This is a genomic window from Aeromonas sp. 603607, assembly GCF_049171595.1.
Taxonomy (GTDB): domain Bacteria; phylum Pseudomonadota; class Gammaproteobacteria; order Enterobacterales; family Aeromonadaceae; genus Aeromonas; species Aeromonas veronii.
In genome coordinates this window covers 42,902-67,678 of record NZ_JAAKOV010000021.1, presented here as the reverse complement: position 1 = coordinate 67,678, position 24,777 = coordinate 42,902, and the positions used below count along the sequence as shown (strand labels likewise).

Genomic DNA, 24,777 nt, shown 5'->3' with positions numbered 1-24,777 from the left:
TTTAATTTAGGAGTTATCTGATGCGCAACACTACCCTGCTTGGTCTGGGCCTGCTGGTCGCAAATAGTGCATATGCGGATTTGGGAACCATTCCCAACGAATCGGGCTGGTCCGGTTTCCTGCTTGGCGGCGTCAACGTCATCAATTACGAATCCAACTTTTACAGCGGTGACGACGAAAATCGTCGACTGAGCGGACTGGGCAGTGCAGAGAGCAGCTCCGCCGTCGCCCCGCTGCTCAACGCAGATATCCGTTACACCTTTGCCGATACCCGCACCCAGGTCTTCCTCGGTAACCTGATCCAGGATGCCATCCGTTTCGACTTCACCCAGCAACTCGGTATCCGCCAGGAGATGAGCAACAAGGGCACAGTGGCCGGCTCCGTGGTCTTCAATGCCATGCCAACCGAGCAGTGGAGCGATCCCTTCGCCGTAAGCGTCGATCGCCAGTCGACCGATATCAAGTCAAAAGGGGTGCGCTTCGCCTGGGACAATATCTGGGGCAGCAACTTCTTCGGCAGCCTGACCACCCGCAACATCGAAGTCGATGAAGAGCGCAGTGGCAGCCAGTATGGTGCCGACACGGCGGCCAAGCTGGATCGCAACGGCAAGATCCACGCCCTCGACCTCTCCTACAAATGGCAGCTGGCAGCCGGTCAGGTGCTGGAGCCGGCTTTCATCCACCGTCAGGCTGACCTGGACGGCAGCGCCCAGAGCTACAAGAGCAACGGCCTCCAGTTGACCTACGGCAAGCGGGCATCCCAGTGGTCCTTCGTCAGCAACCTCTATCTGGGTCAGACCAAATATGATGAAGCCAACCCAATCCCTGACTTTGGTAACAAAAAAGCCGACTCCGACGAGTTTGCCCTGACCGGTACCTTCTTCTGGCACCGCCTGTTCGGTATTGCACCGCTCTCGGCAACCTTTACCGCTGGCTACGCCAAGTCCGATTCCGACATCAACTTCTACGATTCTGAATCGGTGATGTTCAACACCGGCCTGCTCTACAACTTCTAATAACGGTTGTACGCACCGATACAACAAGGCCACCCGAAGGTGGCCTTGTTGCTATCCGGCATTTGCCTCAAATACCTAAAGAGTCGAGCAGATCATCGTGATCATTACTGGCTGGCGCAGCGGCTGCCGGGGCCGGCTTGGCGGCATCCTGCTTGGCTTGGGCGATCAGGGCGTCAGGATCCAGCTCCTCGTGCTCCATCCCCTCATTGTGAATGCGAATAAACTCGGTCTTGTCCATCGCCAGCTCCAGATAGAAGATGTTGTTGCGGGCGGTGAAGAACGTGACGCGGCGGGACTCCGGACTGTCAAGATTGGTATCGACGCTCAGCATCACCTGCTTGTTGAGGGCCAGCATCTTCGGCTGGTTCTGGGTAATGTGAGTCTGCAAATCCCGGCCCACCTTGACGGTAAAGCTGCCAACGATCTGGTTCATCAGTTCGCCCATCACGTTGCTCACCTCGTCAGAGGTGTGGGAGATGGCGAGATCCTCCTTGGAGAGCCCCATGCTCAGCATGTAGCTCTCGTACAACTCCATGGCGGCAGCGGCGGAGAAGTTGATCACCACCAGACCGGAAAAACCGCCATCAAACAGCACGAAGCAGCCGATATCCGGCTTGAGGCAGGTCTTGCTGATCCGCTGCACCATGCCGGAAAACCGCACCTGACTCATGGTCGCGGCACTCAACACATCGGTCACCGAGTTGCACAGGCTGAGCAGTACATCCTCAGTCGTCAACACGACGTCATCATCGGCTCTTGTCACTATCATGGGACCTTCCTGAACATCGAGAATGGGCTTATCTATACCATAACTCTAACAGATGGCGCGGCCCGGAGACTGAAATAGCGACACGCCTCTCAGTTGACGCCATTATCAGCAGCCGCAGGGGTAAAACCGCTCAGCTTGGCGAGCCGGTCACGCCATCTGTCGGCCTGCTGCGCCAGCACCTGTGGCTCATAAGGCACGATCGGATGAGCCCCCCAGATGGGGCCTGGCCAGGCAGCATCGGTAGCGAAACGTGCGACATGGTGAATGTGCAGCTGTGGCACCAGATTGCCCAGCGCCCCTATGTTGATCTTGTCCGGACTGAGGGCCTGCTCCATCAGGGCGGCGACGGCGCAGGACTCCTGCATCAGCTGTTGCTGCTGCTCCGGTGCCAGATGGTGGATCTCGCGCAGGTTGGCTACTCGCGGTACCAGGATCAGCCAGGGATACTGGCTGTCTTTGGCCAGCAAGACACGGCAGAGGGGCAGATCCCCGAGCCACCGGGTATCTGCCTGCAGGCGTGAATGCAATTCAAACATGAAAACCTCGTTGAGTACGATGAACAGAGCGCCTGAAAAAGGTTGTCCACGTTACTGCAACGGGCAGAAAACTTAAAGCTGTGGCACGGCCCAACCGATAAAGCGCTTGCGCAGGGCCGGATCTGCCTGGAGGAACAGCTGCTGCAACTGCCCTTCCAGCTCGCTGGCTGCCACAACGGGTTGCCCCCCACCGGATAGCGTAGCCGTTGGTTGTGTAGTCACAGCGACGGCCGTCAGCGCCGCCTTGCCGCCGCTGCGGTTGTATTCAGCCAGTTTGCCGCTCCAATCCACCCCAAGCAGCATGCCGCTGGTCACCAGCACATCCTGCAGGATGGCAAGCGCGCGGCCATTCTCCTGCAGCGCTACCACAGGAGCCTTGGCATACGCCTGCATCCCCCGCTCGTCTCCCGGTACGCTGGCCGTCAGCTGCAAATGCTGATTGCTGCCCTGATAGCGCACCACCTGCGGCTCGGAGCGTACCTGCCGATCATTCTCGCTGCTGCTGCGACTGGGGATCACCCCCTCGAAGCGCACCAGCAGTTGCTGCTCGCCATCCGCCAGGGTGGCATGCTGCTCGTCTTGCAAGGTGCCGTTGCTCACCGCGAGGATGCGGAAATTCTCCGGCACCTTCACGTCCACCATGGCCTGCACACTGCCTGCCCCCAACACTGCACAGAGCAGCACAAACCCGGTCAACCCTCTATTATTCTTCATTCCCGCTGATCTTCCTGATGCCGATGATGGGCGCAGGGTAGCAGCCGAAGATGACAGAAAAATAACGCCGCTCAGAGCAGGTAGTGGGGTCGCTCGGCAAACCACTGGGCCAACACCTGCTTGAACAGCCGGATCTTGCGCGGCACCCGTCGCTGCTGGGCATGCAGCACATGAAGCTGATGCAGGCCGCTCTGCCACTCGTCGAGTACGGTCACCAGCTCTCCCGCCGTCAGCAGCGATTCCACCAGCATCAGCGGGCACTTGGCATAGCCCATACCGGCGCGCGCCAGTTGCAATACGGTACTGTAGTGGTTGGCCCGCACCTTGCCCTGCACCAGAATGTGAGCCTCTTCCCCTTCACGGATAAAGTGCCACTGCTCCCAGGCCGGATTGTGCCCCTGCAACAGGCAGCTGCGCCCGCTCAGCTCATAGGGAGTGGCTGGACGCCCCTCTCTCGCTACAAGTGCGGGGCTGGCCACCACTACATCCTTAAGTCGGCCAATAGGAAGTGCGACCAGATTGTCCGGCACCTCGTTCATGGCGCGCAGGGCGATGTCGTTCTCCCCCTGGCTCATGTCGACCATCTGGTTGGTGAAATTGAGCTCCACCTCCACCCCCGGGCAGAGCGCGGCAAAACTGGTCAGCAGCTCACTCACCATGCGATCGCCGGTACTGACCGGGCAGGTAAAACGCAGTCTTCCGCTATCCTCTTCGGTCAGCGCCTGAATATCCTGCTCCGCCTGCCGAACCAGCGCGAAGATCTCCCCCGCCTGCTGGTAGAGGGTCTTGCCCGCCTCGGTCAGACTGAGGCGGCGGGTAGTGCGCTGCAACAGTTGCGCATTGAGGGAGGACTCCAGCGCGCTGACGTGGCGGCTCAGCATCCCCTTGCTGACCCCCAGCATATCGGCCGCAGCCGAGAAACTGCCGCGCAGCACCACCTCATAAAAGCTGGCCAGATGGGCGATATCCATCATTAGCTCCAATATGGAAACAATGGGTTTATTTTACGCGCTTTTTCACATTTTCTGTTGCGCTAGAATCGATACATTCCAACCAGGAGTGATGCAGATGAAAATTGTGATTGTGGGTGCCTCCGGCACCGTCGGTTCCGCAGTCAGTGAACTGCTTGCCAAAGATCATCAGGTGATCCGGGTCGGCCACAGTCGTGGCGATGCCACGGTCGACATGCGCAATCCCGCCTCCATCAAGGCGCTGTTCGCCAAGCTGGGCCAGTTTGATGCACTGGTTGTCGCCAGCGGCAGCGTGGCCTTCAACGGCCTGACCGAGATGACCGACGAACAGTGGCAGGTGGGACTGGAGAGCAAGCTGATGGGCCAGATCAACCTGACCCGCGCCGCCATTCCCTATCTGACTGACAAGGGCTCCATCACTTTGATCAGCGGTATTCTGAGCGAGGAGCCGATCAACTGGGGCGTGAGCGCCAGCACAGTCAACGGCGCTATCGATCACTTTGTGAAAGCGGCCGCCTGCGAGTTACCCCGCGGCCTGCGCATCAATGTGGTGAGCCCCACCGTGCTGGAGGAGTCGATGGACAAATACGCTGACTTCTTCCCGGGCTTCGTACCGGTACCCGCCGCCAAGGTAGCGCAGGCCTACAAGAAGTCGGTGCTGGGCATCCAGACCGGCCAGGTGTTCAGGGTCAACGGCTAATCGCCGCTCGCTTGCCGCCAGACCAGCAATAAAAATGGGCCCCATAGCGGGGCCCGTCTGTTTATCTGCCTCTCTCCTTCACCATCAGCAAACGTTTGTTTGTTGGCGACAAAAAAAGAGCGCAACCCTTAGTCGATCAGACCGTACTGATCGCGCAGCACCTCGATGATCTCCTGCTTGGGATTGGCAGAACGCGCCAGCTTGTGGCCGATAATCTTCTCGGCGATCCCGACATAGGTGTTGGAGATATCCATCATCACTTCGGTCGGCAGCTTGTTGTCGCGGGCCAGGGCAAAACGTTCCGGCATGCGGTTCTTGTTGAGCAGGATGTCCGGATCCGGGAAGTGGTTGAGCAGCCACTGACGGAAACCCTCTTTAGACTTCTCGACGATCTGGCCGTCGCGCAGGGCGGCGCCATCCCAGATACGGGAGCTGTCGGGGGTGCCCACTTCGTCCATGTAGATCAGCTTCTCGTTGCCTGCCGCATCGTGGACATAACCAAACTCGAACTTGGTATCGACGAAGATCTGATCCAGCCCGGCCAGCGCGTCGCTGATGACGTTGAAGCCCTCTTTGAGCAGCACTTCGTAGCGGTCGATGTCGGCCGGCTTGCTGAAGTTGAAGCCCTTATAATGGCGCTCGATATCGGCACGGGAGACGTTGACGTCATCGGCTTCCGGCACGCCATCCAGCCCTTTCAGCACGCCCTTGGTGGACGGAGTGATGAGGATCTCCGGCAGCTTCTGATCCTTTTTCAGCCCTTCCGGCAAGGTGATGCCGCAGAACTCGCGCTCGCCATCCTTGTAGGCACGCCACATGGAGCCGGTGATGTACTGGCGGGCAATCGCCTCGATCATCACCGGACGGGCTTTTTGCACGATCCAGACGAAAGGGTGCGGAATATCCAGAATGTGGCTGTCGGCCAGTCCCTTCTCCTTGAACAGCTTGAACCAGTGGCTGGAGATGGCGTTGAGCGCCGCCCCTTTGCCCGGTACGCCGTTCAGGCCATCCTCACCTTGCCAAATGCAATCGAAGGCCGAGATGCGATCGCTGATCACCATGAGGGCGAGGGGCGCATCGGCCGGCACATCATAGCCTTTCTCTTTTATGAGCCGGGCACTGTCTTCGGGGGTCAACCAGTAGACGCTGCGCACTTTGCCGGAATGGACAGGTTTATCGGTACGGATCGGCAAATCGTCATTCACCGCCAATACTTGATCTGCAAGACTCATGGCTAATAACACTTCCTGTTTGTGGGGGGGGGTAAACATCGCGAGTCCCTCACCTGCGCGCTCTGTTTGCAACGGGCTGGCAAGGGGGCTCGCATCATCGAAAACCGCTCGGAATCCCCGCGTTTTCAGGGGGATTTTGATAACAAAACAGGGGCACAAGGCCCCTGAATTTATTCTGCTTTTGCTGCTGCCTGATCGGCCAGCCCCTTGGCGAACGCCTCGGACAGGCTGATATACATCTGGGAAATAACCCCGGACGATACCGGCTTCTTGTCCTTGTCGAACAGGGTGATGGAGGTCTTGCCTCCCGCCATTTCGCCAAGCTGGAAGCGGTATTTCTCCTCCTCCAGTTTGAACGGCTCGCTCCCTTTCGCCTTCCAGAACTCGGCACCCGGCTCTTCGTACTCGACGTCGATCCAGCCCAGTGACTGCTGGGTATCCTTGATGGTGAAACCGTAAGCAGGCAGTACCTGGTTGAGGCGACGCCACACCTGATCAAAGGAGCCTTCGGCAATCCAGGCGCTCAGTTCGTTGTTGTCCAGACCCAGTTGCAGACCCATGCCATCGTTGGACTTGTGCTGCTCGCGGGCTTTCAGCTGGCTGTCGTAATAGAGAGAGAACTGGTTCAGCACTCGCGCGGCATAGCGCTGGGCATCGGCAGGGGTCAGCTTGTTGCTGGTCTCGCCGTCGATGGTCTCTTCGTGATCCAGTACCCGGACCGACATATTGACAGCGTGGCGCTGGGCATCGTTGCGCACGGTGAACTGGTAACGCTGACGGATTTTGAAGTCTTCGTCATCTTCACCCCAGCCATCGAGAGCGACCGTGTTGTCAAACCAGCCGGTCTGCAATACGCCATCCTGCTGATCCAGCTTCTCGGTGGTGACCTTGTATTTGGCCAGGAAGTTCATCAGGAACGACCAGGTATCGCGCTCCACGCTCTGGCTGGTGCTGAGGGCATAGAAAGCAACGGTCGGTTCGGTTGCGCTCTGCACCACCTGACTGCCCGGTACCACGGTCAGCAGCTGAGCGGGTGGGCGCACATCGACCTGGGCGCCGAGGGCACCTTCACGGCTGCTTTCGGGAAGCGGCGGGATGTCGTACTGGCTGTTGAAGGTGGGGGCACTCAATCCTGCGGGGATCAAGAACGCGCGGCCCTCGAGGCGGGCATCTTCATAACCGAAGTCGCGGTTGGCCATTTTGCGATCCTGGGGGGTGCTGCAACCGGCCAAGACGGCCACAGTCGCAACGCTCAGCACCAGACGGGCTCTATTTCCCTTTCCATTAGATTTAAACACTCGCCATCAACTCCGCTGTGGTCAGTGCTCGCGCCATCAGCTGCTCGCCCTCGGGGGTGAGGTCAACCAGCGGCAGGCGCAAGGTGGCTGTTGCAATCAACCCCAGTTGGGCACAGGCCCATTTCACCGGGGTGGGGCTCGGTTCGCAGAACAGAGTCTTGTGCAACGGCATCAAGAGATTGTTGATGTCATGCGCCTGCCCGGCATCACCGGCCAGCGCAGCACGACACATGTCGGCCATCTGGGCCGCTGCAATATTGGTGGTGACCGAAATCACGCCATCGCCACCTTGCAGCATAAAATCACAACCAGTGGCATCGTCGCCACTGTAGAGAGCAAACTCCGGCCCGCACAGCTCGCGCAGCAGCGGGGTGCGGCTCAAATCGCCGGTTGCCTCTTTCAAACCGATAATGCCGGGAACCTTGGCCAGACGAGCCACTGTCTCCGGTTTGAGATCGCAACAGGTGCGACCGGGCACATTATAAAGAATTTGGGGCAGACCACTAGCCTCGGCGATCGCACAATAGTGGCGATAGAGACCTTCCTGAGTGGGCTTGTTGTAGTAAGGAGTCACCGAGAGGCCCGCCACCACACCGGTTTTGGCCAGGCGCGTTGCCAATTCAATGGCGTGGGCGGTATTGTTGGAGCCGCAACCGGCGATGACGGGAATGCGTCCGGCGGCATACTCAACGGTCTTTTCAACGACGGCGATATGCTCCTGCTCGCTCAGGGTCACCGATTCCCCTGTGGTACCCACCGCAACAATGGCGCTGGTTCCGGCGCTGACATGATAGTCGACCAGTTTGGCCAGACTGGCCCAATCGACCCCACCTGAAGCCAGCATGGGGGTAACGAGCGCAACAATACTACCGCGTAACATGGACTTTTCTCCCGATTTTCAGGGGCGTAATGGTAAAGCTGCCCCCTTTGAAAAACAAGGGAGAGAGGGGGCAAGCCGTGATACCATCCGGAACAAAAAGTAATGGACGAAAGTCGGCAGCGTCCCTCAGGGAGTGGTCATCAGGGCCGGAGGGTTGGCTTGCCAGCGCGGCTTTCGCAACGAAATAACGGACGAGAGAAGATTTATGACTCACTACCTGGTCGTAACGGCCATCGGCACGGACAGGCCTGGCATCGTCAATGAAGTGACCCGCCACGTCAGTGGCTGTGGTTGCAACATTGTGGACAGCCGCCTTGGCATCTTCGGCAATGAATTTACCTTTATCATGCTGCTCTCGGGCGACTGGAACAGCATGATGCAACTCGAAATCAGCCTGCCCCTGCGTAGCCAGGAGTGGGATCTCATCACCATGATGAAACGCACCGAACGCCACCAGTCCCTGCAGTATGACGTCCGCGCCAGTGCCGACCTGTTGATCCGCGACGAGCCTGGCATCGTAAGCCAGTGCACCCAGTTCTTCAGCGAACATGGCTGGAACATTCAGGCGATGCAATCCATGACCCTGGAGCAACAGCCGTTCAACCTGCTGAAGATCAGTTTTCAGCTCAATCTGGCCAGAGAGGGTGAAGTGGAAGGTTCGCAAACCGCCTTCGCCGAATTCTGTCGTCAACTGGGTGCCGAATCGTTCGAGTTTACCGTCAATCGCAAACACGCCTGAGGGCGTTTTACCCGAGGAGACACCATGCAACCACTACAAGCTGGCAGCCCCGCCCCCGATTTCTCCCTGCCCGACCAGAATGGCAATCAGGTCAGCCTCGCTGGCCTGCGCGGCAAGAAGGTGCTGGTCTATTTCTACCCCAAGGCGATGACCCCCGGCTGCACTACCCAGGCCTGCAGCCTGCGCGATGTGAACGCCGAGTTGGCCGCCCTCAATGTGGTGGTGCTTGGCATCAGCCCGGATCCGGCCAAACGGCTGAAAAAGTTCGAAGAGCGGGACCAGCTCAACTTCACCCTGCTGGCCGATGAAGACCACGCCGTCGCCGATGCCTTTGGCGTCTGGGGCCCGAAGAAGTTCATGGGCAAGGAGTATGACGGCATTCACCGTCAGAGCTTCCTGATCGATGAAGAGGGCAAGATTGCCCACCACTTCGACAAGTTCAAAACCAGCGATCACCATCAGGTGGTACTGGATTTCCTCAAGGGATAATCCTCCCCTGCGTCATTGAAAGGCCTGCCATGCAGGCCTTTTTTGTCTGGTCAGCCGCCCCTTGCCAGCGGATTTTTCTCACCAACTCCCCCGCCCAGATCAAAAAATTCATTTTATATATGGGTTAACGTGACCCCAGAATCATCTTCCAGCGAGATATCCCATGAACATGAGCAACACAGAACGTTTGATCCTGAGCAACCAGTACGAAATTCTGGCGAAACTCAATCCGGAGAAAGCGGACGTCTACCAGCGCGCCAGCACCATCATCGAGCGCGGCTACTGCCTGCAGATCCTCGAGCTGGAGAAGAGCTTCGGCCATCTGGATCTGGCAACCTGCCAAGAGGTGATCGACACCCTGGAGCTGCACCACGCGCTGGCCATCTCATGGGGCAATCTGGATGCAGCCGATCAGGGCGAGATCAACGCCAGTCGGCTGGAGTTCAACGGCTACAGCCGCAGCCAGGAGCGTGAGCTGGCTGACTACGTCTGCTTCCTGCTGGAGGTGGACAAGCGCTTCCCCGAGCTCAAGTGCCCGTGCGACGAGCTCTCCAGCGACATCGCCATGCGCGACAAATACCAGCGGATGCTGCAGGTGTGGCGTCAGTGTCCACGTCAGTACAAGCTCTCCATCCAGGAGATCCGCAAGGTGCTGGCGGCCTGATCCGCATACCAACCGCAACAAAAAAGGCGCCACTGGCGCCTTTTTGCATCTGAAACGGGTTATTCGTAGAGAAAGGATTTATCGAGCTGCTGGAAGGCGGCCTTGAGGGTATCGGCCAGCTCTTCATAGCGCGGCTGGGAAACCAGCTGGCGGCGGCCACCCTGCTCGTTCATCTTGCCGTTGATCTCCCGATACCAGCTCGCCAGCGACGGGGGCAATCGGGTATCGGCACGCTGGCCGAGCCAGTAGTAGCCCTGCAGCGGCAAACTGAGCAGAAACAGCACGGAAGTGATGACAGAAGGCCAGTAGTGCAGCTCGCCAAACTGGAACTGCAGCATCACGCTCAACACCGCCAGTGCGGGGATCACCTTGAGGGCGAACTCGGTCGCCTTGATCACCCGATTTTCAGGAAACATCGAATTGAGCTCGGGACGGCGCGGCCAAAGCGTCATATAATGGCGGCCTTGCTGTAACTTAGTTCCAAAAATGTTCATGCTCATACTACCTCCGAGCGCTTTTTGAACGTACTAACGGCAAAACCTCGACAAAATTTGATGCAAAGTAACAAAGGTTGAGGATGACTTTGTTATTTTTCAACAATCGGGTTATCCTTTGTACGCCCATTTTTGCGTCAAAAGCTTCTTGCTATTGACCTGTCAGGGACGTCTGGATTTCGGGTCTTGTATCACTATACAAGGGGCAAGCAACAGATTGCCAACCCTCATAAGGATAAGTTGAAAGTTTTTGGCCGCACCGCGTCCAACGCATCCGCCTACACAACCCAATCTGCGATAGGATTTATTCATGAGTAAGCTGGTTCTTGTTCTTAACTGTGGCAGCTCTTCCCTGAAGTTTGCCGTCATTGACGCAACCACCGGTGATGACCTGCTGTCCGGCCTGGCCGAGTGCTTCAACCTCGACGATGCCCGCATCAAGTGGAAACTGAATGGCGAGAAAGGCAGTGCCGATCTGGGCGCGGGTGCCGCTCACCAGGAAGCGCTGGACTTCATCGTCAACAAGATCCTGCCGCTCAATCCGGAACTGTCCAAGAACCTGATCGCCATCGGTCACCGTGTTGTTCACGGTGGCGAGCGCTTCACCTCTTCCGTTGTCATCTGCGAAGACGTGATTGCCGGCATCGAAGCCGCCGTTCCGTACGCACCGCTGCACAACCCGGCTCACCTGATCGGTATCCGTGAAGCTCGCCGCGTATTCCCGGCGCTGGCTGACAAGAACGTGGCCGTATTCGATACCGCGTTCCACCAGACCATGCCGGAAGAAGCCTTCCTGTACGCCCTGCCGTACAAGCTCTACAAAGAGAACGGCATCCGTCGCTACGGCGCTCACGGCACCAGCCACTACTACATCAGCCTGGAAGCTGCCAAGCAGCTGAACAAGCCGGTTGAAGAGCTGAACATCATCAACTGCCACCTGGGCAACGGCGGTTCCGTCTGCGCCATCAAGAACGGCAAATCCGTTGATACCTCCATGGGCCTGACCCCGCTGGAAGGTCTGGTGATGGGTACCCGTTCCGGTGATCTGGACCCGGCTATCATCTTCTTCCTGCACGACAAGCTGGGCATGAGCGTGGCCGATATCAACACCATGCTGACCAAAGAGTCCGGCCTGCAGGGTCTGACTGAAGTGACCTCCGACTGCCGTTTCGTCGAAGACAACTACGACAGCAAAGAAGAAGCCAAGCGTGCTATGGACGTTTACTGCTATCGCCTGGCCAAGTACATCGGCGCCTACGCTGCCGCCATGGACGGTCGTCTGGACGCCGTTGTTTTCACCGGTGGTATCGGTGAAAACTCCGCCCCGATCCGTGAAATCACCCTGAACAAGCTGGGTCTGCTGGGCTTTGACGTCGATCACGACGCCAACCTGAAGGCTCGTTTCGGCAAGGGTGGCGAGATCACCAAGGCTGGTTCTACCAAGGCCCTGGTTATCCCGACCAACGAAGAGTGGGTTATCGCCCACGACGCGCTGGAACTGGTCGGCGCTTAATTGACGCAGTAACTCGAGGCCGCCCACAGGGCGGCCTTTTCCTGATCCCAAAAAATGAACAAGGGGTATAAAGTGGCACGCACTATTATGCTTATCCCGGTCGGCACTGGTGTCGGCGTAACTTCCGTGAGTCTGGGCGTTGTTCGCGCCATGGAGCGTCACGGTGTCAATGTCAGCTTCTTCAAACCGGTTGCCCAGCCGCGTCCGGGTGAAACCGGTGCCGAGCGCTCAACCGCCGTTATCCGCGCTGCTGCCAACATCAATCCGCCCGAGCCCTTCACCCTCTCCTACGCCGAGAACATGATCAGCTCCAGCAACACCGACATCCTGCTGGAAGAGATCGTTGCCCGCTTCGAAGAGCACGTGAAATCCAGTGGTGCCGAAGTGCTGGTTGTCGAAGGTATGGTGCCGACCGACAAGCAGCCCTTTGCCAACAAGCTGAACTACGACGTCGCCAAGGCGCTGGACGCTGACATGGTATTCGTGACCCACCCGGGCCATGACTCCAGCCAGAAGCTGAAAGAGCGCATTGAGCTGGCCTGCTCCAACTTCGGTGGTGTCAACAACCCCCGCATCGTTGGCTGCGTGATCAACAAGGTTGGCGCGCCGGTTGACGAGCATGGCGTAACCCGCCCTGACCTGACCGAGATGTTCGAAGCCCATCACCACGCTTCCGATGCTGCCCACAACCTGGAAGTGCTGCAAGTGTTCGGCAAGAGCCCGCTGCGCATCCTGGGTTGCATCCCCTGGAACACCCAGCTGATCGCCCCGCGCGCCAAGGATCTCGCCAAGCATCTGGCCGCCAAGATCCTGCACAAGGGTGAGCTGGACAGCCGTCGCCTGCAGACCGTGACCTTCTGCGCCCGCTCCATCCACAACATGGTCGAGCACTTCCGTCCGGGCAGCCTGCTGGTGACCTCCGGCGACCGCTCCGACGTCATCGTCTCCGCCTGCCTCTCCGCCATGAACGGCGTCAAGCTGGGCGCCCTGCTGCTGACCGGTAACTATCATCCGGAGCCGCAGGTCATGGCGCTGTGCCAACAGGCCATGGCCACCGGCCTGCCGATCATGATGACCGGCACCAACACTTGGCAGACCGCCGTCAGCCTGCAGAACTTCAACGTCGATATTCCGGAAGATGACCGCGAGCGTATCGAGCTGGTACAGGACTACGTCGCTGGCCACATCGACAAACACTGGATCGAGTCGCTGACCGTCAGCTCTACCCGTTCCCGTCGCCTGAGCCCGCCGGCGTTCCGTTATCAGCTGACCGAGCTGGCCCGTCAGGCCAACAAGCGTGTCGTGCTGCCGGAAGGCGACGAGCCGCGCACCATCAAGGCTGCCGCCATCTGTGCCGAGCGTGGCATTGCCCGTCCGGTACTGCTGGGTAACCCGGAAGAGATCCGTCGCGTTGCCGAACAGCAGGGTGTGGTTCTGACCGATCGCGTCGAAATCATCGATCCGGCCGTTGTGCGCGAACGCTATGTGCCGCGTCTGGTCGAGCTGCGCAAGAACAAGGGCATGACCGAAGTGGTTGCCCGCGAGCAGCTGGAAGACAACGTGGTACTGGGTACCATGATGCTGGAGCGCAATGAAGTTGACGGCCTGGTATCCGGCGCGGTGCACACCACTGCCAACACCATCCGTCCGCCGATGCAGATCATCAAGACAGCTCCGGGCTCTTCCCTGATCTCCTCCATCTTCTTCATGCTGCTGCCTGACCAGGTGCTGGTCTACGGTGACTGCGCGATCAACCCGGATCCGACTGCCGAGCAGCTGGCCGAAATCGCCATCCAGTCCGCCGACTCCGCTGCCGCGTTCGGCATCGAGCCGCGCGTAGCCATGATCTCCTACTCTACCGGTACCTCTGGCGCCGGTGCCGATGTAGAGAAAGTGCGTGAAGCGACCGAGCTGGCCAAGGCCAAGCGCCCCGACCTCATCATCGACGGCCCGCTGCAGTACGATGCGGCCATCATGGAGAACGTGGCCAAGTCCAAGGCACCGAACTCACCGGTTGCAGGTAAAGCCACCGTGTTCGTCTTCCCTGACCTGAACACAGGTAACACCACTTACAAAGCGGTGCAGCGTTCCGCTGACCTGGTCTCCATCGGCCCGATGCTGCAAGGCATGCGCAAGCCGGTCAACGACCTCTCCCGTGGCGCCCTGGTTGACGACATCGTCTACACCATCGCCCTGACCGGTATCCAGGCTGCCCAGGCTGACGAACAAGCCTAATCAGTTTTAGTCTGAAAAAACCGATCACAAAGGCTGCTCACCCCAGGTGAGCAGCCTTTTTTATTAGTTCTCTTTTGATGACCAGTGAAACATGCCACCAGCGCAGTGTTGCACAGAACAATGCCATGCGATGAGCCAGAAATGTCTCGAGCGTAACTCTGCGGGAAAGCGTGTCCGCCACCTTAAAGATGCATCTAAAATAGATTCAAGATCATACGGTTGGATATATGAGGCCATTCATAGCGAAGCGCTTATAGCAAATATTTCGCCATCGGCATGAGGATTTGACCTGTTAGAAATAGCAGTGAAAAAGACCCGTTTGATACGCTATTCATCAATGTGCCACTCGGCAATATCCACATCATGGAGGAATGGAAATGCTGATGAAGAAGCTCTCTGCAGTCATGCTGCTGGCCTGCTTGCCCCTGTTCAGCCAACCCGTGTTGGCCGCAGATAAGGCAGCACCCAAGCAAACAACCACAGCTGAGGTCGCCAAGGAAGCCGGCAAGCTGAATATCAATACGGCCACCCTTGCCGAACTCACCAGCCTGAAAGGGATTGGTGACAAGAAGGCACAAGCCATCGTCGACTATCGGGAAAAACAGGGAAAGTTCACCTCGGTCGATCAGCTGGCGGATGTCAATGGCATTGGCCCGGCCACGCTGGAAGCCAACCGTGACATGATCATCGTCAAATAACGTCCGAGCTCTGCATATACGAATGGGGTAGCCTGTGGCTGCCCCATTTTTCTTGGAGTATCATGGCCGCACTTTAATCCCGCTGGATAGTTTTCCATGAAAAAGACTCCTCTGACAGTTCGCAAGGCCGTGCTCCCGGTAGCCGGTCTGGGTACCCGTATGCTGCCAGCCACCAAGGCCATCCCGAAAGAGATGTTGCCGGTGGTCGACAAACCGCTGATCCAGTACGTAGTGCGCGAAGCCATCGCCGCCGGTATCAAAGAGATCGTGCTGGTCACCCACTCAAGCAAGAACTCCATCGAAAACCACTTCGACAAGAGTTTCGAACTGGAAGCGACCCTCGAGAAGCGAGTCAAGCGTCAGCTACTGGAAGAGGTGCAACAGATCTGCCCGAAAGACGTCACCATCATGCACGTCCGTCAGGGGGAGGCCAAAGGTCTGGGCCACGCTGTGCTCTGCGCCCGCCCGCTGATCGGTGACAACCCGTTTGCCGTGCTGCTGCCGGACGTACTGATTGATGAAGTGGCCAGCGACCCGAAAAAAGACAACCTGGCCGAGATGGTGCACATGTTCGAAGAGAACCAGATCAGCCAGATCATGGTGGAAGCGGTTCCCGAGAGCGAAGTGGACAAGTACGGCATCGCCGACATCAAGGGCGAGGCCCTGAGCGAGGGGATGTCCCTGCCGATGCAGGCCATTGTCGAGAAACCGCCCCGTGACGAAGCCCCCTCCAATCTGGCGGTGGTGGGTCGTTACGTCCTCTCCTCCAATATCTGGCCGCTGCTGGAGAAGACCCCGGCCGGTGCCGGTGACGAGATCCAGCTGACTGACGCCATCGCCATGCTGATGGAGCAGGAGCAGGTCAACGCCTACTTCATGAAGGGCAAGAGCCACGATTGCGGCAGCAAGCTCGGTTACATGAAAGCCAATGTGGAATATGGTGTGCGCCATCACGAGCTGAATGGTGAATTCATCGGCTGGCTGAAGCAGTTCGTCAAGCAGTTGTAATCGCTGATAAATCTGTTTTTTATAGACGTATTTAAGGGGCATCAAACGATGCTCCTTTTTCATTTGCGCAACAAAAAATCAATCAAGAGTAAATAAACTCTCAGCAAATCATAATGTTGTAATTTATTCACGCATGCTCTATAAGGATTGAGGCGTGTTTCTCGCCCTTGCATAAAAAACTCAAAAAAATATAAGACACAGGTGGAAGTTCCAATGAATAACCCGTCAAAAGGGACCTTTTTAGGTCACCCTAAAGGGCTTTTTTTGCTCTTTAGTACCGAACTGTGGGAGAGATTCTCCTATTACGGCATGCGTGCCGTGCTGGTGCTCTATCTGACCGACCTGACTGCCAACGGCGGTCTGGGCTGGAGTCAGGCAGATGCCCTCAAACTCTACGGTATCTATACCGGTCTGGTTTATATCACTCCGCTGATCGGCGGCTGGCTGGCTGACACCTTCCTGGGTCAACGTCGCGCCATCCTGATCGGTGCCGTACTGATGGCCGCAGGTCAGTTCACTCTGGCACTGCCCCACGCCATGTTCCCGGATATGGTCAACACCATGTTCTACGCGGGCCTCGCGCTGCTGATCGTGGGTAACGGCCTGTTCAAACCGAACATCTCCACCATGGTGGGTGACCTCTATGAAGAGGGCGATCACCGCCGTGATGGTGCTTTCACCATCTTCTACATGGGCATCAACCTGGGTTCCCTGCTGGCAGGTGTGATCTGTGGTGCTGCCGCCACCGCCTACGGCTGGCAAGCAGCCTTCGTCGGCGCCGGTATCGGCATGCTGCTCTCTCTGGTGATCCAGGCCACCATGGCCCAACGTTTCCTGGGTGACATCGGTCGTGTCACTGCCGCCCAGCGCGCAGCAGCCCTGCGTACTACCGAGCAGAAAGCACCGCTGACCAAGCAGGAAGTGGATCGCATCAAGGTTATTCTGGTACTGGGTCTGTTCACCATCATCTTCTGGGCCGGCTTCGAGCAGGCCGGTGGTCTGATGAACCTCTACACCCAGGAGTATACCGACCGCATGATCGGCAGCTTCGAAGTGCCGACTGCCTGGTTCCAGTCCCTGAACCCCTTCTTCATCATCACTCTGGCACCGGTCGTTGCGGCCATCTGGATCAAGCTCGGCAAGAAAGAGCCGAACTCTCCGGTGAAATTCGCCATGGGTCTGCTGTTCCTGGCTATCGGCTTCCTGTTCATGGTGGGTGCCGTGCTACAGCAGGGTGGTGACAACACCGTCAAGACCTCCATGTTCTGGCTGGTTGGCGCATACCTGTTCCACACCCTGGGCGAGCTCTGCCTCTCCCCGATCGGCCTCTCCATGGTGACCAAACTGGCTCCGCTGCGTCTGGCCTCCCTCATGATGGGTGCCTGGATGGGCTTTATCGCCATCGCCAACTATGCTGCGGGCTTTATCGGCTCCATTGTTGGTGAAGCCGGCCCGATCGCCATCTTCGGTGGCATCGCCCTGGCTGCGGTGCTGAGCGCCCTGTTGCTGATGACCATGGCTAATCGTCTGGTTTACTGGATGCACGGTGCCGAAGGCCCGGCCAAAGAGCCGCAAGCTCAAGAGAAGAAACTACACTCCGCCACCGTCTAAACGGTCAGGATTGTAGACAACAGACAGGGCGCCCATCGGGCGCCTTGTCTGTTTTGGTCTCTAGTCAAGCAGCCTCAGTGATGACGCACCTGCACATTGAGCGCACTACCGCTGTCGCTGCGAAACTGCAGATCGAATGGTTCATGCCAGCTGCGTTTGTGCAGAGCGTAGTGGCTGTTGCGCATCAGACCAAGCGGTAATCCACCCGAGCGCATCAACCAGTGGGGGGAAGTGAGCCCGGCATTGGCAAATACCAGCCCATCGTGCTGATCAAACAGCAGAGCAGCCATGGCAAAAGCGTGGCGCAACCCGGACTCCATCAACTGATGGTTTAGGTAGTCGAGCAACCGGTGCGGTTGGCTCAGCAAACGGCTCTCGTTCTGCTGAAACTGGCGATAGGGCACGTTCATCAGAGAGCGCACCAGCGCCCCGCAAAATGCTGCATCCGTCCCCATGATGGGCATCTCCATCACCAGCACCAGCAGCTTGTCTTCCACCTTGAAGGTATCGGGAATGAAGAGGTGCCCAAGCCCCTTGAACGTGACCTGCCAGGGGCCCCACTCCTGCAATCCCGGTGGCTTCAGCCCGGCGAGCAAACGGCTGGCAGCCCGATCATGCGCACTGAAGTAATCCATATGCGCCATCAATTCGAGCTGCTGAGCTCGCGTGGAACTCCCATTCAGGCACTGGTCGATACTGCGATCGACCAGTGCGAAGTTCTCGAGGGGCTTGAGCAAGTAGTCCCGAGCACCGGCACGCAAGGCACTGGCGACCGCCTCCATGGAGCTCTGGGCCGAAATGACGATAACCGGAATATGGGGATAGCGCGCAGAGAGACAGGCGATTACCTCGCGGCCATCCATATTGGGCATATTGAGATCGCACAGTACCACGTCGGGATGATAAATCGCTGCAGCTGACAACCCTTCAATTCCATCCTCAGCCTGAAACACCGTTGCCCCGTCCCGCGCGAGGTAACTCACTAACGAATGGCGAAAAACTGCTTCGTCTTCCACCACCAGGATCCGCAGTCCGGGTTTTGGCATGTTGACAAAAACCTTATGAGTCAATTGTTTATTTAAGTAATAAGACTAGTCTAAATCAGCAGAAATGCCGCGTGCCTTGCGTCACAAATAGGCGGATTGGCTAATCTGCATACCAAAATAGTGCAAGCTGCTGGATTATCGACACAATCCCGCTCTCCCTGCTCAACGCTCCGCGGTACGATCAATTTTCACCACCCGACCATGCAGGGCACTCACTTGCAGTGTGACGAATTGTGCAGGAGAGCACCATAGGGGATAATGCCCCCCACTCCAGCTCGTGAAGAAGACCATGACCCCAGCCGAATACAGTGCCCTTGCCCACCCCAGATTGTCCCATCCGGCTCGCAGCCTCTATACCCTGCAGCTGCGCCGACTGGTGCTGGAAAATCAGGCGGCCCGGCTCAACTATCCCGAGCTGGGTCGGGCACTGGCAGTGGTCGATCCGGGTGATCCCTGCGGCTTCTCGTTTCAGGTCAATGCCCGTCAGCTCACCGAGCTGTTCGATGAACTGATGGAGGCGGGCCTGCTGCAGGTCGAGGCTCAGCCCGAGAGTGAGCACTACCATCAGTGCCCGTTTCAGTTGCCACTGCTGACCCAGAAATTGCGCAGCCCGCTGCCGGAGCGCCCCTTCCAGATGCATCTGCAATGGCGACCGGACGAGGAGCTGCCCGCCCTCGCCCGTCTGTGCGGGGTGATCGATGCCAGCTATAGCGAAGAAGATCTGGGGGAGTTTATCGCCTACTGGCTGGGGCGCCCCGAGGTGTTCGACTCCCAGCATCAATGGATGCTCAAGTTCATTCGCGCCCTCAAGACCCGCCGCTATACCCGTCGCAAACCGATGGAGGTGCAGGGCTACCAGCAGGTGACGCCGGCCCCGGCAGAGTCGGGCCCCAGCAAACGGGCCCAACAGATGATTGAAGAGGCCAAGCGACTGGCCCAACAGCAGACGCAAGAACCCGCAGCGCAGCAGGAGCCGGATAATGATTGATAGCGGCCCCCGCCTGCAGGCAGAATCAACCCCTTGTCTACCCATCCCTGATCGAGCAGAAGGAGCATTCCATGACTGACCCGCAAGATCCCCTGCGCCAGGAGCTGGAAGAGATCGAAGCCAAGCGCCAGAAGATCGCCAAGGCCAAGCAGGATCACCGCATTCACGACCCGGAATTGAGCCGCCATGTGGGTGGCCTGCTGGAGCGCATTCGTCGCCTGCAACAAGAGACCGGTGGCGGCCAGTATGACTACGAGACCCTGCGCAAGGAGTACGACGCCAAGGCCAACGCCGAGGTGCGCGAGCTGCAGAAGGCGGCCCGTCAGGAGCGGATCCAGAAGCTGATCGCCCAAGCCGACCTCAACCCCGACTGGGTATTTGACAAGATGGATGCCACAGATCCGGCGCTGCAATACCCCATCGAAACCGCCCGTTACTTTATCAGCGGTTTCGAGCACTGGGAGAAGAGCGGTGGCGGCTGCATGCTGATCTACGGCGACTACGGCACCGGCAAGTCGACCCTGGCGGGAGCGGTAGCGCATGAGCTGATCGCCCGTCACCAGAAATCGGTGATCTTCCAGCAGTGGGCCTCCATCGTCGATCGGCTGTTCTTCAACGTCATCCCCGATCAGGACGAGCGCAACCAGTACCGCCGCGCGCTGGAAGAGGTGGATCTGCTGATCATCGATGAGGTATCGGCCAACCGCGCCAAAATGGCGGAGAGCCAGTCCAGCTTCCTCGGCCACCTGCTGCGCCGTCGCCGCAACCTGTCAAAAAGCGTTATCATCATCACCAACCACACGCCCCAGACCCTGCATCAGGCGATCGGTGATTTCAGCTATGAGGCGATCAAGGCGTTCAATCCGGTGGATATCCACCTGAGCGGCCCCAGCCGTCGCCCCAGCATCGGCAACTACAACGGCTGATCCCCTCTCAGCAGGTGCGAGCCGCCAGCGGCTCGCACCCGCGCCTCTCTGCTGGCTCACAAATGGAAACAACTCTCATTTACAGCGAGCGAACAAGCCACTAGGCTAGCTCCTTTTGCCAAGGGAGCTCAGCTATGCCAACCACACTGATTTTCGGAGCCAGCCGCGGGCTGGGCCGCGCCTTTACTCATCACGCCCTGAGCCAGGGTCACCGGGTCGTTGCGCTGGTACGCAACCCCGAGATGGCCATGGAACTGAGTGCGCTGGGAGTTGAGGTGATCGAAGGGGATGCGCTGGATCTGGCTGCGGTGCAGCAGGCATGTGCCCGTGCGGGACAAGATGCTCAGGTCGTCTCTACCCTCGGCAGCTTTCGCCAAACAGTGCCAGTGGACTATCAGGGCAACCGCCATGTAATCGATGCCATGGAGCAGGCTGGCCTGAAACGGCTGCTGCTGGTCACCTCCCTCGGCTGTGGCGACAGCTGGCAATATTTGCCGCAGCGGGCCCGCGCCGCCTTCGGTCATGAAGTGCGTCTCAAGAGTCTGGCGGAGAGCTGGCTGCAGACCAGCGCCCTCGCATGGACCATTCTGCGCCCGGCGGGCCTTCAGGATGGCGACGCCACCGGCCGCGCCGAGCTGAGTCAGGGCAAGGAGGTACACGGACTGGTACGCCGCGCCGATGTGGCCGCCCAAGGGCTGCGCCTGCTGGCGGATGAGACGGCTGTGGGGCAGATCTACGCCATCGGGGATCCCACGCTCCAGCGCGGCTAAAGCAGCAGTAAAATCGCTCATACCCACCACATACCAAAACGGTCAGCCCAAGGGCTGACCGTTTTCGCTTTACCGCACACGCTATCTCACGGGCGCTTGCCCTATCCCGCTTAACCGGCAGTCGTCTCACTCTGTACGACCGGCTGACTGGCCACCGGCAGTGACTGCTGCCGCCAACGCAGCAACAGGCAAGCCAGCACGCCGTAGAGCAGCGCCAGTCCCCATAGCTGCCACCAGTAGCGGGCAACCTGCGCGAAGTCAGCCCCCATCTGGTTGAGGCGCAGAAAACCCTCGATACCGGGGATAGTGGGCACCCACTGAGCCAGCCAGTTGAGAGGCGCCGGGATCAGCTCGAGCGGCCAGATAAAGCCCGCCAGAAAGACCAGCGGCAGAGAAGAGATGAGCACTACCTGAGTCGGCAGATCCCGCCGGGTAAAGATCGCCCCCAGCACAATCCCGAACCAGCAGGTCGCCAGCAGGAACGGCAGGGCGAACAGCCACAACTCCAGTGGGTCAGCATGGCGAGCGATGTTGTAGTGATCGAAGCAGAAGCCGAGGAAGTAGCTCACCGGCAGCAGGAACAACCCCGCCAGCACCAGGGTTCTGGCCAGCAGCAGCGGCAACACAGGCGCGCTTTGCCAGTAACCATGCTCGCCACGGCAGCTGCGCTGGTTCTGGGTCGCCCCCAGGATCCCCGCACCCATCAGCAACACCTGATGGAGGATCAGCACGAACACCGCCGGCACCACGTAATTCACATAGCCCATGGTGGGGTTGAACACCGGCACCACGTTGAGAGCCACCGCATTCCAGCCCATGGCCGCTTGTGGTAGCGCCTCGCCGTGGCTCAACAGCCGTGCCACCTTCACCTGCGCGGCGAGAGTGCCACCGGCCTGCGCCAGTCCTTCGGCAATGGTGCCGTAGACCAGAAAGTAGGAGGCATCACCGGCATAGCTCAGGGTGACGCTCTTGCCCAGCATCAGATCCCGATAGAAGTGGTTGGGGATATGCAGGATGCCGCTCGCCTTACCGGCCATCATCAGCTGCCGCGCTTCATCCAGCGAATTGGCCCGCGCCACCAGCTTCACCTGCGGCGTGGCATCGGCCATAAATTCCAGCTGGCGCGATAGCTGACTGCCATCTTCATTGACCACCACCACCGCCTCTTCCCGCGGTAGTTGATGCAGATAGGGTTGGGGGTAGAGGAAGGAGTAGAAGAACACCCCGCCAAACAGGGTGAGCATGATGGCGCGATCCGCCAGCAGGGTGCGCAGCTCGAGGCGCAACAGATCGACAAATCCCAGCATCACTCAGGCTCCTTCTCGGCGACTGCCACTGCGGCTGATTGACGGGCCAGCTCGGCCTGCTGCTTGTAACGGCGCACCACCAGCAGCAGGGGAAGCAGAAACAGCAGCAGCGCCCCCAGTTGCGGCAGCGCCGATGCGAGGGGCAGACCGTAGTTGCTCTGACCAATCTGCAGCTCGACATAGTGAGAGACCGGCAACAGGCTGCGCCAGAAGCGGGCGAAATCCCCCATGGCGCTCACCGGAAAGGTGACTCCCATAAAGGCAAAGCCAGGCGCAGTGTAAGCCCCCGCCAGCGACAGGGCGCGGGCCGGATCCCGGATGATGCCGTAGAAAAAAGCCCCCATGGTGACGCAGGCGGCCGAGGCGAGACCCAGCCCCACCAGCAATACCAGCCAGCTACCGTGCATAGGGTAGGAGAAGCCCTTGAAGAGCAGCAGCGTCCAGACAATCCCCCAGCCCCAGCCAATCAGCACGTGGGGCAGCAGGGTGCGCCAGAGGCCAAACCAGACACCGCGAGTGGTCCAGTCCAGTCCCAGCCGATCGGTACGGGCCAGCGCATTGAGGCCGAACAGCACCACCAGGATCTGCCACACCGCGGGCAGAATGGCGCTTAGCAGAAACTGGGCGTAGCTGGAGTTGAGGTTATAGAGCGCAGTCACCTGACTGCTGATGGGCACCGACTGCCCGAGTGCGCCGGGCTGTGCCTTGCCATCGGCCATCGCCTCCAGCACGCCCACCTGACCGTTAAGAGTGCCTACCACCTGCGCCAGCGCAGAGTTGACCAGCTTGGCGATGAGGATGAACTGGCCGTTGTTGAACACCGTCACCTGCGGCTGGGTGCCCTGACGGGCATCACGCTCCAGATGGTTGGGGATCACCACCAGCGCATAAATGTCGCCACCGCGCAGGGCGTGGGCACCTGCATCGATGGAGTCAAACTGTTGCGCGACCTTGAGCCCGGCCGAACCATCCAGCGAGAAGGCGAGCTGGCGCGAGAGCATGCTGTGGTCGAGATCCACCAGCCCTACCTTGAGGTCGCGGGCCAACCCTGCCGAGAAGATCCAGCAGAGGATCCCCATCAGCAGCAGCGGCACCCAGCTCATCAGGGCACGACTGAAGGGATCCTGCCACAGCAGCCGAAATTCACGTCCCATCAGAGTTCAACCAGCACACTCATGCCAACCCGCAGCCCCTCAACCGGTTGCAGCGGGCGAGCCTCCACCTGGAAGCTCTTCATATCGAAACCCTGACGGGTATCGGTGGCGCGCCAGGTGGCGAAATCCCCCATCACGGCCACATGAGTCACCTTGAAGCGCACCATCTGATCGCCAAGGCCCGGGATGCGGGCATCGAACTCGGTACCGACCGGGAAGCGGGGCAGCAGATCCTCGCGAACGTGGAACTGGGCCCAGGCATCGCTCATGTCGAGCAGGGTCACCACCGGGAAGCCTTGCGGCGCCAGCTCGCCGCTGCGCAGCAGCACCTGACTTACCTCGCCGGAGTGAGGGCTAACGATGCGGGTATCGGCTAGATAGGCTTCAACCTCGGCAACAGAACCCGCCGCCATCTTGGCCTTCTCGCGGGCAGCGATCTTGGTCTCTTCCCGCGCCCCTTCCAGCGCCATCTGGTACTGCTGCCACGCCATCCCTTCGCTGTAGCGGGCGGCTTGCCAGGCGGTCCAGGCCTCATCGCGTTTTTGCAGCGGCATTACGCCGTCGCGGTGCAGGCTGGCCACCCGCTCATAAGTCTTGCCGCGCAGGGCTGCGGCGGCCTTGGCTTTTTGCCACTGATCCTTGGCCGCAGCGATCTGCTGGGCTCGGGCCCCCTTCTCCGCTTCTTGCGCCATGGCGCCCGCAGCGGCCTCACCCGCCTTGGCCTGGCTCAGCTTGGCTTCGATCTCGGGGCTCGCCAGGGTAAAGACCAGTTGATCCTTGGTCAGCTGATCGCCCTTTTTCACCAGCACCTCGTCGATGCGACCCGGCACCTTGGAGGAGACCGAGTACTGCTGCGCTTCAATCTGCCCTTGCAGATGCACCGGCTCCGGCTGATAGGCGAGCCAGAAGCGCCAGCCGAGCCAGACCACCAGGATCACCAGCGCCAGCGGCAACAACAGCGGTTTACCCTGGCTCATCTTCTTTTTGATGGGGGGATGGCTCATCACTTCACCTCGACA

General features: G+C 59.1%; 25 protein-coding genes. 13 read left to right on the top strand and 12 right to left on the bottom strand.

What is annotated here, in order from left to right:
• Positions 1–20: 20 nt before the first annotated feature.
• Complete coding sequence (locus G5315_RS18220; RefSeq protein ID WP_216952915.1) at positions 21–1,016, top strand: DUF2860 family protein; 996 nt, start codon at positions 21–23, stop codon at positions 1,014–1,016.
• 67 nt (positions 1,017–1,083) lie between these two features.
• On the opposite strand, the gene G5315_RS18215 is transcribed toward G5315_RS18220, so the two are convergent.
• The 4 genes from G5315_RS18215 to G5315_RS18200 all read right to left on the bottom strand — a co-directional run bounded on the left by G5315_RS18215 (position 1,084) and on the right by G5315_RS18200 (position 4,006).
• Positions 1,084–1,785 (bottom strand): DUF3334 family protein, encoded by a 702-nt coding sequence (locus tag G5315_RS18215; protein ID WP_227341980.1) that lies wholly within the window; start codon positions 1,783–1,785, stop codon positions 1,084–1,086.
• A gap of 89 nt (positions 1,786–1,874) precedes the next feature.
• Positions 1,875–2,321, bottom strand: coding sequence for an HIT domain-containing protein (locus G5315_RS18210; protein ID WP_266135438.1), 447 nt, complete (start codon positions 2,319–2,321; stop codon positions 1,875–1,877).
• A gap of 72 nt (positions 2,322–2,393) precedes the next feature.
• Positions 2,394–3,035, bottom strand: coding sequence for a DUF2057 domain-containing protein (locus tag G5315_RS18205; RefSeq protein WP_266135439.1), 642 nt, complete (start codon positions 3,033–3,035; stop codon positions 2,394–2,396).
• A 71-nt stretch (positions 3,036–3,106) separates the two neighbouring features.
• On the bottom strand, positions 3,107–4,006 hold the full coding sequence (locus tag G5315_RS18200) for a LysR family transcriptional regulator (protein ID WP_421333647.1): 900 nt from the start codon (positions 4,004–4,006) through the stop codon (positions 3,107–3,109).
• Between the two features lie 97 nt (positions 4,007–4,103).
• On the opposite strand from G5315_RS18200, the gene G5315_RS18195 reads away from it, so the two are divergent.
• The gene (locus G5315_RS18195) at positions 4,104–4,706 is read left to right on the top strand and encodes a short chain dehydrogenase (RefSeq protein WP_266135441.1); all 603 of its coding nucleotides are present in this window, start codon (positions 4,104–4,106) and stop codon (positions 4,704–4,706) included.
• A 128-nt stretch (positions 4,707–4,834) separates the two neighbouring features.
• Here the strand turns inward: G5315_RS18195 and G5315_RS18190 are convergent, their stop codons facing one another.
• The 3 genes from G5315_RS18190 to dapA form a co-directional block, all read right to left on the bottom strand.
• Entirely contained in the window at positions 4,835–5,938 is a 1,104-nt protein-coding gene (locus tag G5315_RS18190; protein ID WP_245147344.1) for a phosphoribosylaminoimidazolesuccinocarboxamide synthase, read from the bottom strand.
• Positions 5,939–6,108: 170 nt separating this feature from the next.
• Positions 6,109–7,236: an outer membrane protein assembly factor BamC gene (gene bamC / locus G5315_RS18185; protein ID WP_005349235.1), complete on the bottom strand. Its 1,128-nt coding sequence runs from the start codon at positions 7,234–7,236 to the stop codon at positions 6,109–6,111.
• Positions 7,229–8,116: a 4-hydroxy-tetrahydrodipicolinate synthase gene (gene dapA, locus G5315_RS18180; protein WP_421333645.1), complete on the bottom strand. Its 888-nt coding sequence runs from the start codon at positions 8,114–8,116 to the stop codon at positions 7,229–7,231. The genes bamC and dapA overlap by 8 nt, the downstream gene beginning before the upstream one ends.
• A gap of 205 nt (positions 8,117–8,321) precedes the next feature.
• Between dapA and G5315_RS18175 the strand changes: the two genes are divergently transcribed.
• From G5315_RS18175 to G5315_RS18165, 3 genes are all read left to right on the top strand, one after another.
• Positions 8,322–8,855 carry a glycine cleavage system protein R gene (locus G5315_RS18175; RefSeq protein ID WP_216949630.1) on the top strand — a complete coding sequence of 178 codons (534 nt, stop codon included), beginning with the start codon at positions 8,322–8,324 and terminating at the stop codon, positions 8,853–8,855.
• Between the two features lie 24 nt (positions 8,856–8,879).
• Positions 8,880–9,344: a thioredoxin-dependent thiol peroxidase gene (gene bcp / locus G5315_RS18170; RefSeq protein WP_005358255.1), complete on the top strand. Its 465-nt coding sequence runs from the start codon at positions 8,880–8,882 to the stop codon at positions 9,342–9,344.
• 163 nt (positions 9,345–9,507) lie between these two features.
• Entirely contained in the window at positions 9,508–10,008 is a 501-nt protein-coding gene (locus G5315_RS18165; protein ID WP_005341125.1) for a YfbU family protein, read from the top strand.
• Between the two features lie 59 nt (positions 10,009–10,067).
• Here G5315_RS18165 and yfbV read toward each other — a convergent pair whose 3' ends face one another.
• On the bottom strand, positions 10,068–10,508 hold the full coding sequence (yfbV, locus tag G5315_RS18160) for a terminus macrodomain insulation protein YfbV (protein ID WP_005339116.1): 441 nt from the start codon (positions 10,506–10,508) through the stop codon (positions 10,068–10,070).
• A gap of 304 nt (positions 10,509–10,812) precedes the next feature.
• On the opposite strand from yfbV, the gene G5315_RS18155 reads away from it, so the two are divergent.
• From G5315_RS18155 to G5315_RS18135, 5 genes are all read left to right on the top strand, one after another.
• On the top strand, positions 10,813–12,015 hold the full coding sequence (locus G5315_RS18155) for an acetate kinase (protein ID WP_005349210.1): 1,203 nt from the start codon (positions 10,813–10,815) through the stop codon (positions 12,013–12,015).
• A gap of 54 nt (positions 12,016–12,069) precedes the next feature.
• Positions 12,070–14,250, top strand: a complete 2,181-nt coding sequence (gene pta / locus G5315_RS18150; protein ID WP_005339119.1) for a phosphate acetyltransferase — start codon at positions 12,070–12,072, stop codon at positions 14,248–14,250.
• A gap of 377 nt (positions 14,251–14,627) precedes the next feature.
• Entirely contained in the window at positions 14,628–14,948 is a 321-nt protein-coding gene (locus G5315_RS18145; protein WP_088870101.1) for a ComEA family DNA-binding protein, read from the top strand.
• Between the two features lie 96 nt (positions 14,949–15,044).
• Entirely contained in the window at positions 15,045–15,956 is a 912-nt protein-coding gene (gene galU, locus G5315_RS18140; protein ID WP_005339121.1) for a UTP--glucose-1-phosphate uridylyltransferase GalU, read from the top strand.
• 213 nt (positions 15,957–16,169) lie between these two features.
• Complete coding sequence (locus G5315_RS18135; RefSeq protein ID WP_421333643.1) at positions 16,170–17,567, top strand: peptide MFS transporter; 1,398 nt, start codon at positions 16,170–16,172, stop codon at positions 17,565–17,567.
• A 74-nt stretch (positions 17,568–17,641) separates the two neighbouring features.
• Here the strand turns inward: G5315_RS18135 and G5315_RS18130 are convergent, their stop codons facing one another.
• Positions 17,642–18,613, bottom strand: coding sequence for a response regulator (locus G5315_RS18130; protein ID WP_216952909.1), 972 nt, complete (start codon positions 18,611–18,613; stop codon positions 17,642–17,644).
• A 289-nt stretch (positions 18,614–18,902) separates the two neighbouring features.
• On the opposite strand from G5315_RS18130, the gene G5315_RS18125 reads away from it, so the two are divergent.
• The 3 genes from G5315_RS18125 (at position 18,903) to G5315_RS18115 (ending at position 21,297) form a co-directional block, all read left to right on the top strand.
• Entirely contained in the window at positions 18,903–19,601 is a 699-nt protein-coding gene (locus tag G5315_RS18125) for a DnaT-like ssDNA-binding domain-containing protein (RefSeq protein ID WP_005349201.1), read from the top strand.
• Between the two features lie 71 nt (positions 19,602–19,672).
• Positions 19,673–20,527, top strand: a complete 855-nt coding sequence (locus G5315_RS18120; protein ID WP_019445022.1) for a DnaA ATPase domain-containing protein — start codon at positions 19,673–19,675, stop codon at positions 20,525–20,527.
• A 134-nt stretch (positions 20,528–20,661) separates the two neighbouring features.
• Entirely contained in the window at positions 20,662–21,297 is a 636-nt protein-coding gene (locus G5315_RS18115; RefSeq protein ID WP_421333641.1) for an NAD(P)-dependent oxidoreductase, read from the top strand.
• A 110-nt stretch (positions 21,298–21,407) separates the two neighbouring features.
• Here the strand turns inward: G5315_RS18115 and G5315_RS18110 are convergent, their stop codons facing one another.
• The 3 genes from G5315_RS18110 to G5315_RS18100 are packed head-to-tail and all read right to left on the bottom strand — an operon-like array spanning position 21,408 to position 24,762.
• On the bottom strand, positions 21,408–22,604 hold the full coding sequence (locus G5315_RS18110) for an ABC transporter permease (RefSeq protein ID WP_421333639.1): 1,197 nt from the start codon (positions 22,602–22,604) through the stop codon (positions 21,408–21,410).
• Positions 22,604–23,758, bottom strand: coding sequence for an ABC transporter permease (locus tag G5315_RS18105; RefSeq protein ID WP_421333637.1), 1,155 nt, complete (start codon positions 23,756–23,758; stop codon positions 22,604–22,606). Before G5315_RS18105 ends, G5315_RS18110 begins: the two co-directional genes overlap by 1 nt.
• On the bottom strand, positions 23,758–24,762 hold the full coding sequence (locus tag G5315_RS18100; RefSeq protein WP_216949635.1) for an HlyD family secretion protein: 1,005 nt from the start codon (positions 24,760–24,762) through the stop codon (positions 23,758–23,760). The genes G5315_RS18105 and G5315_RS18100 overlap by 1 nt, the downstream gene beginning before the upstream one ends.
• Positions 24,763–24,777 lie beyond the last annotated feature (15 nt).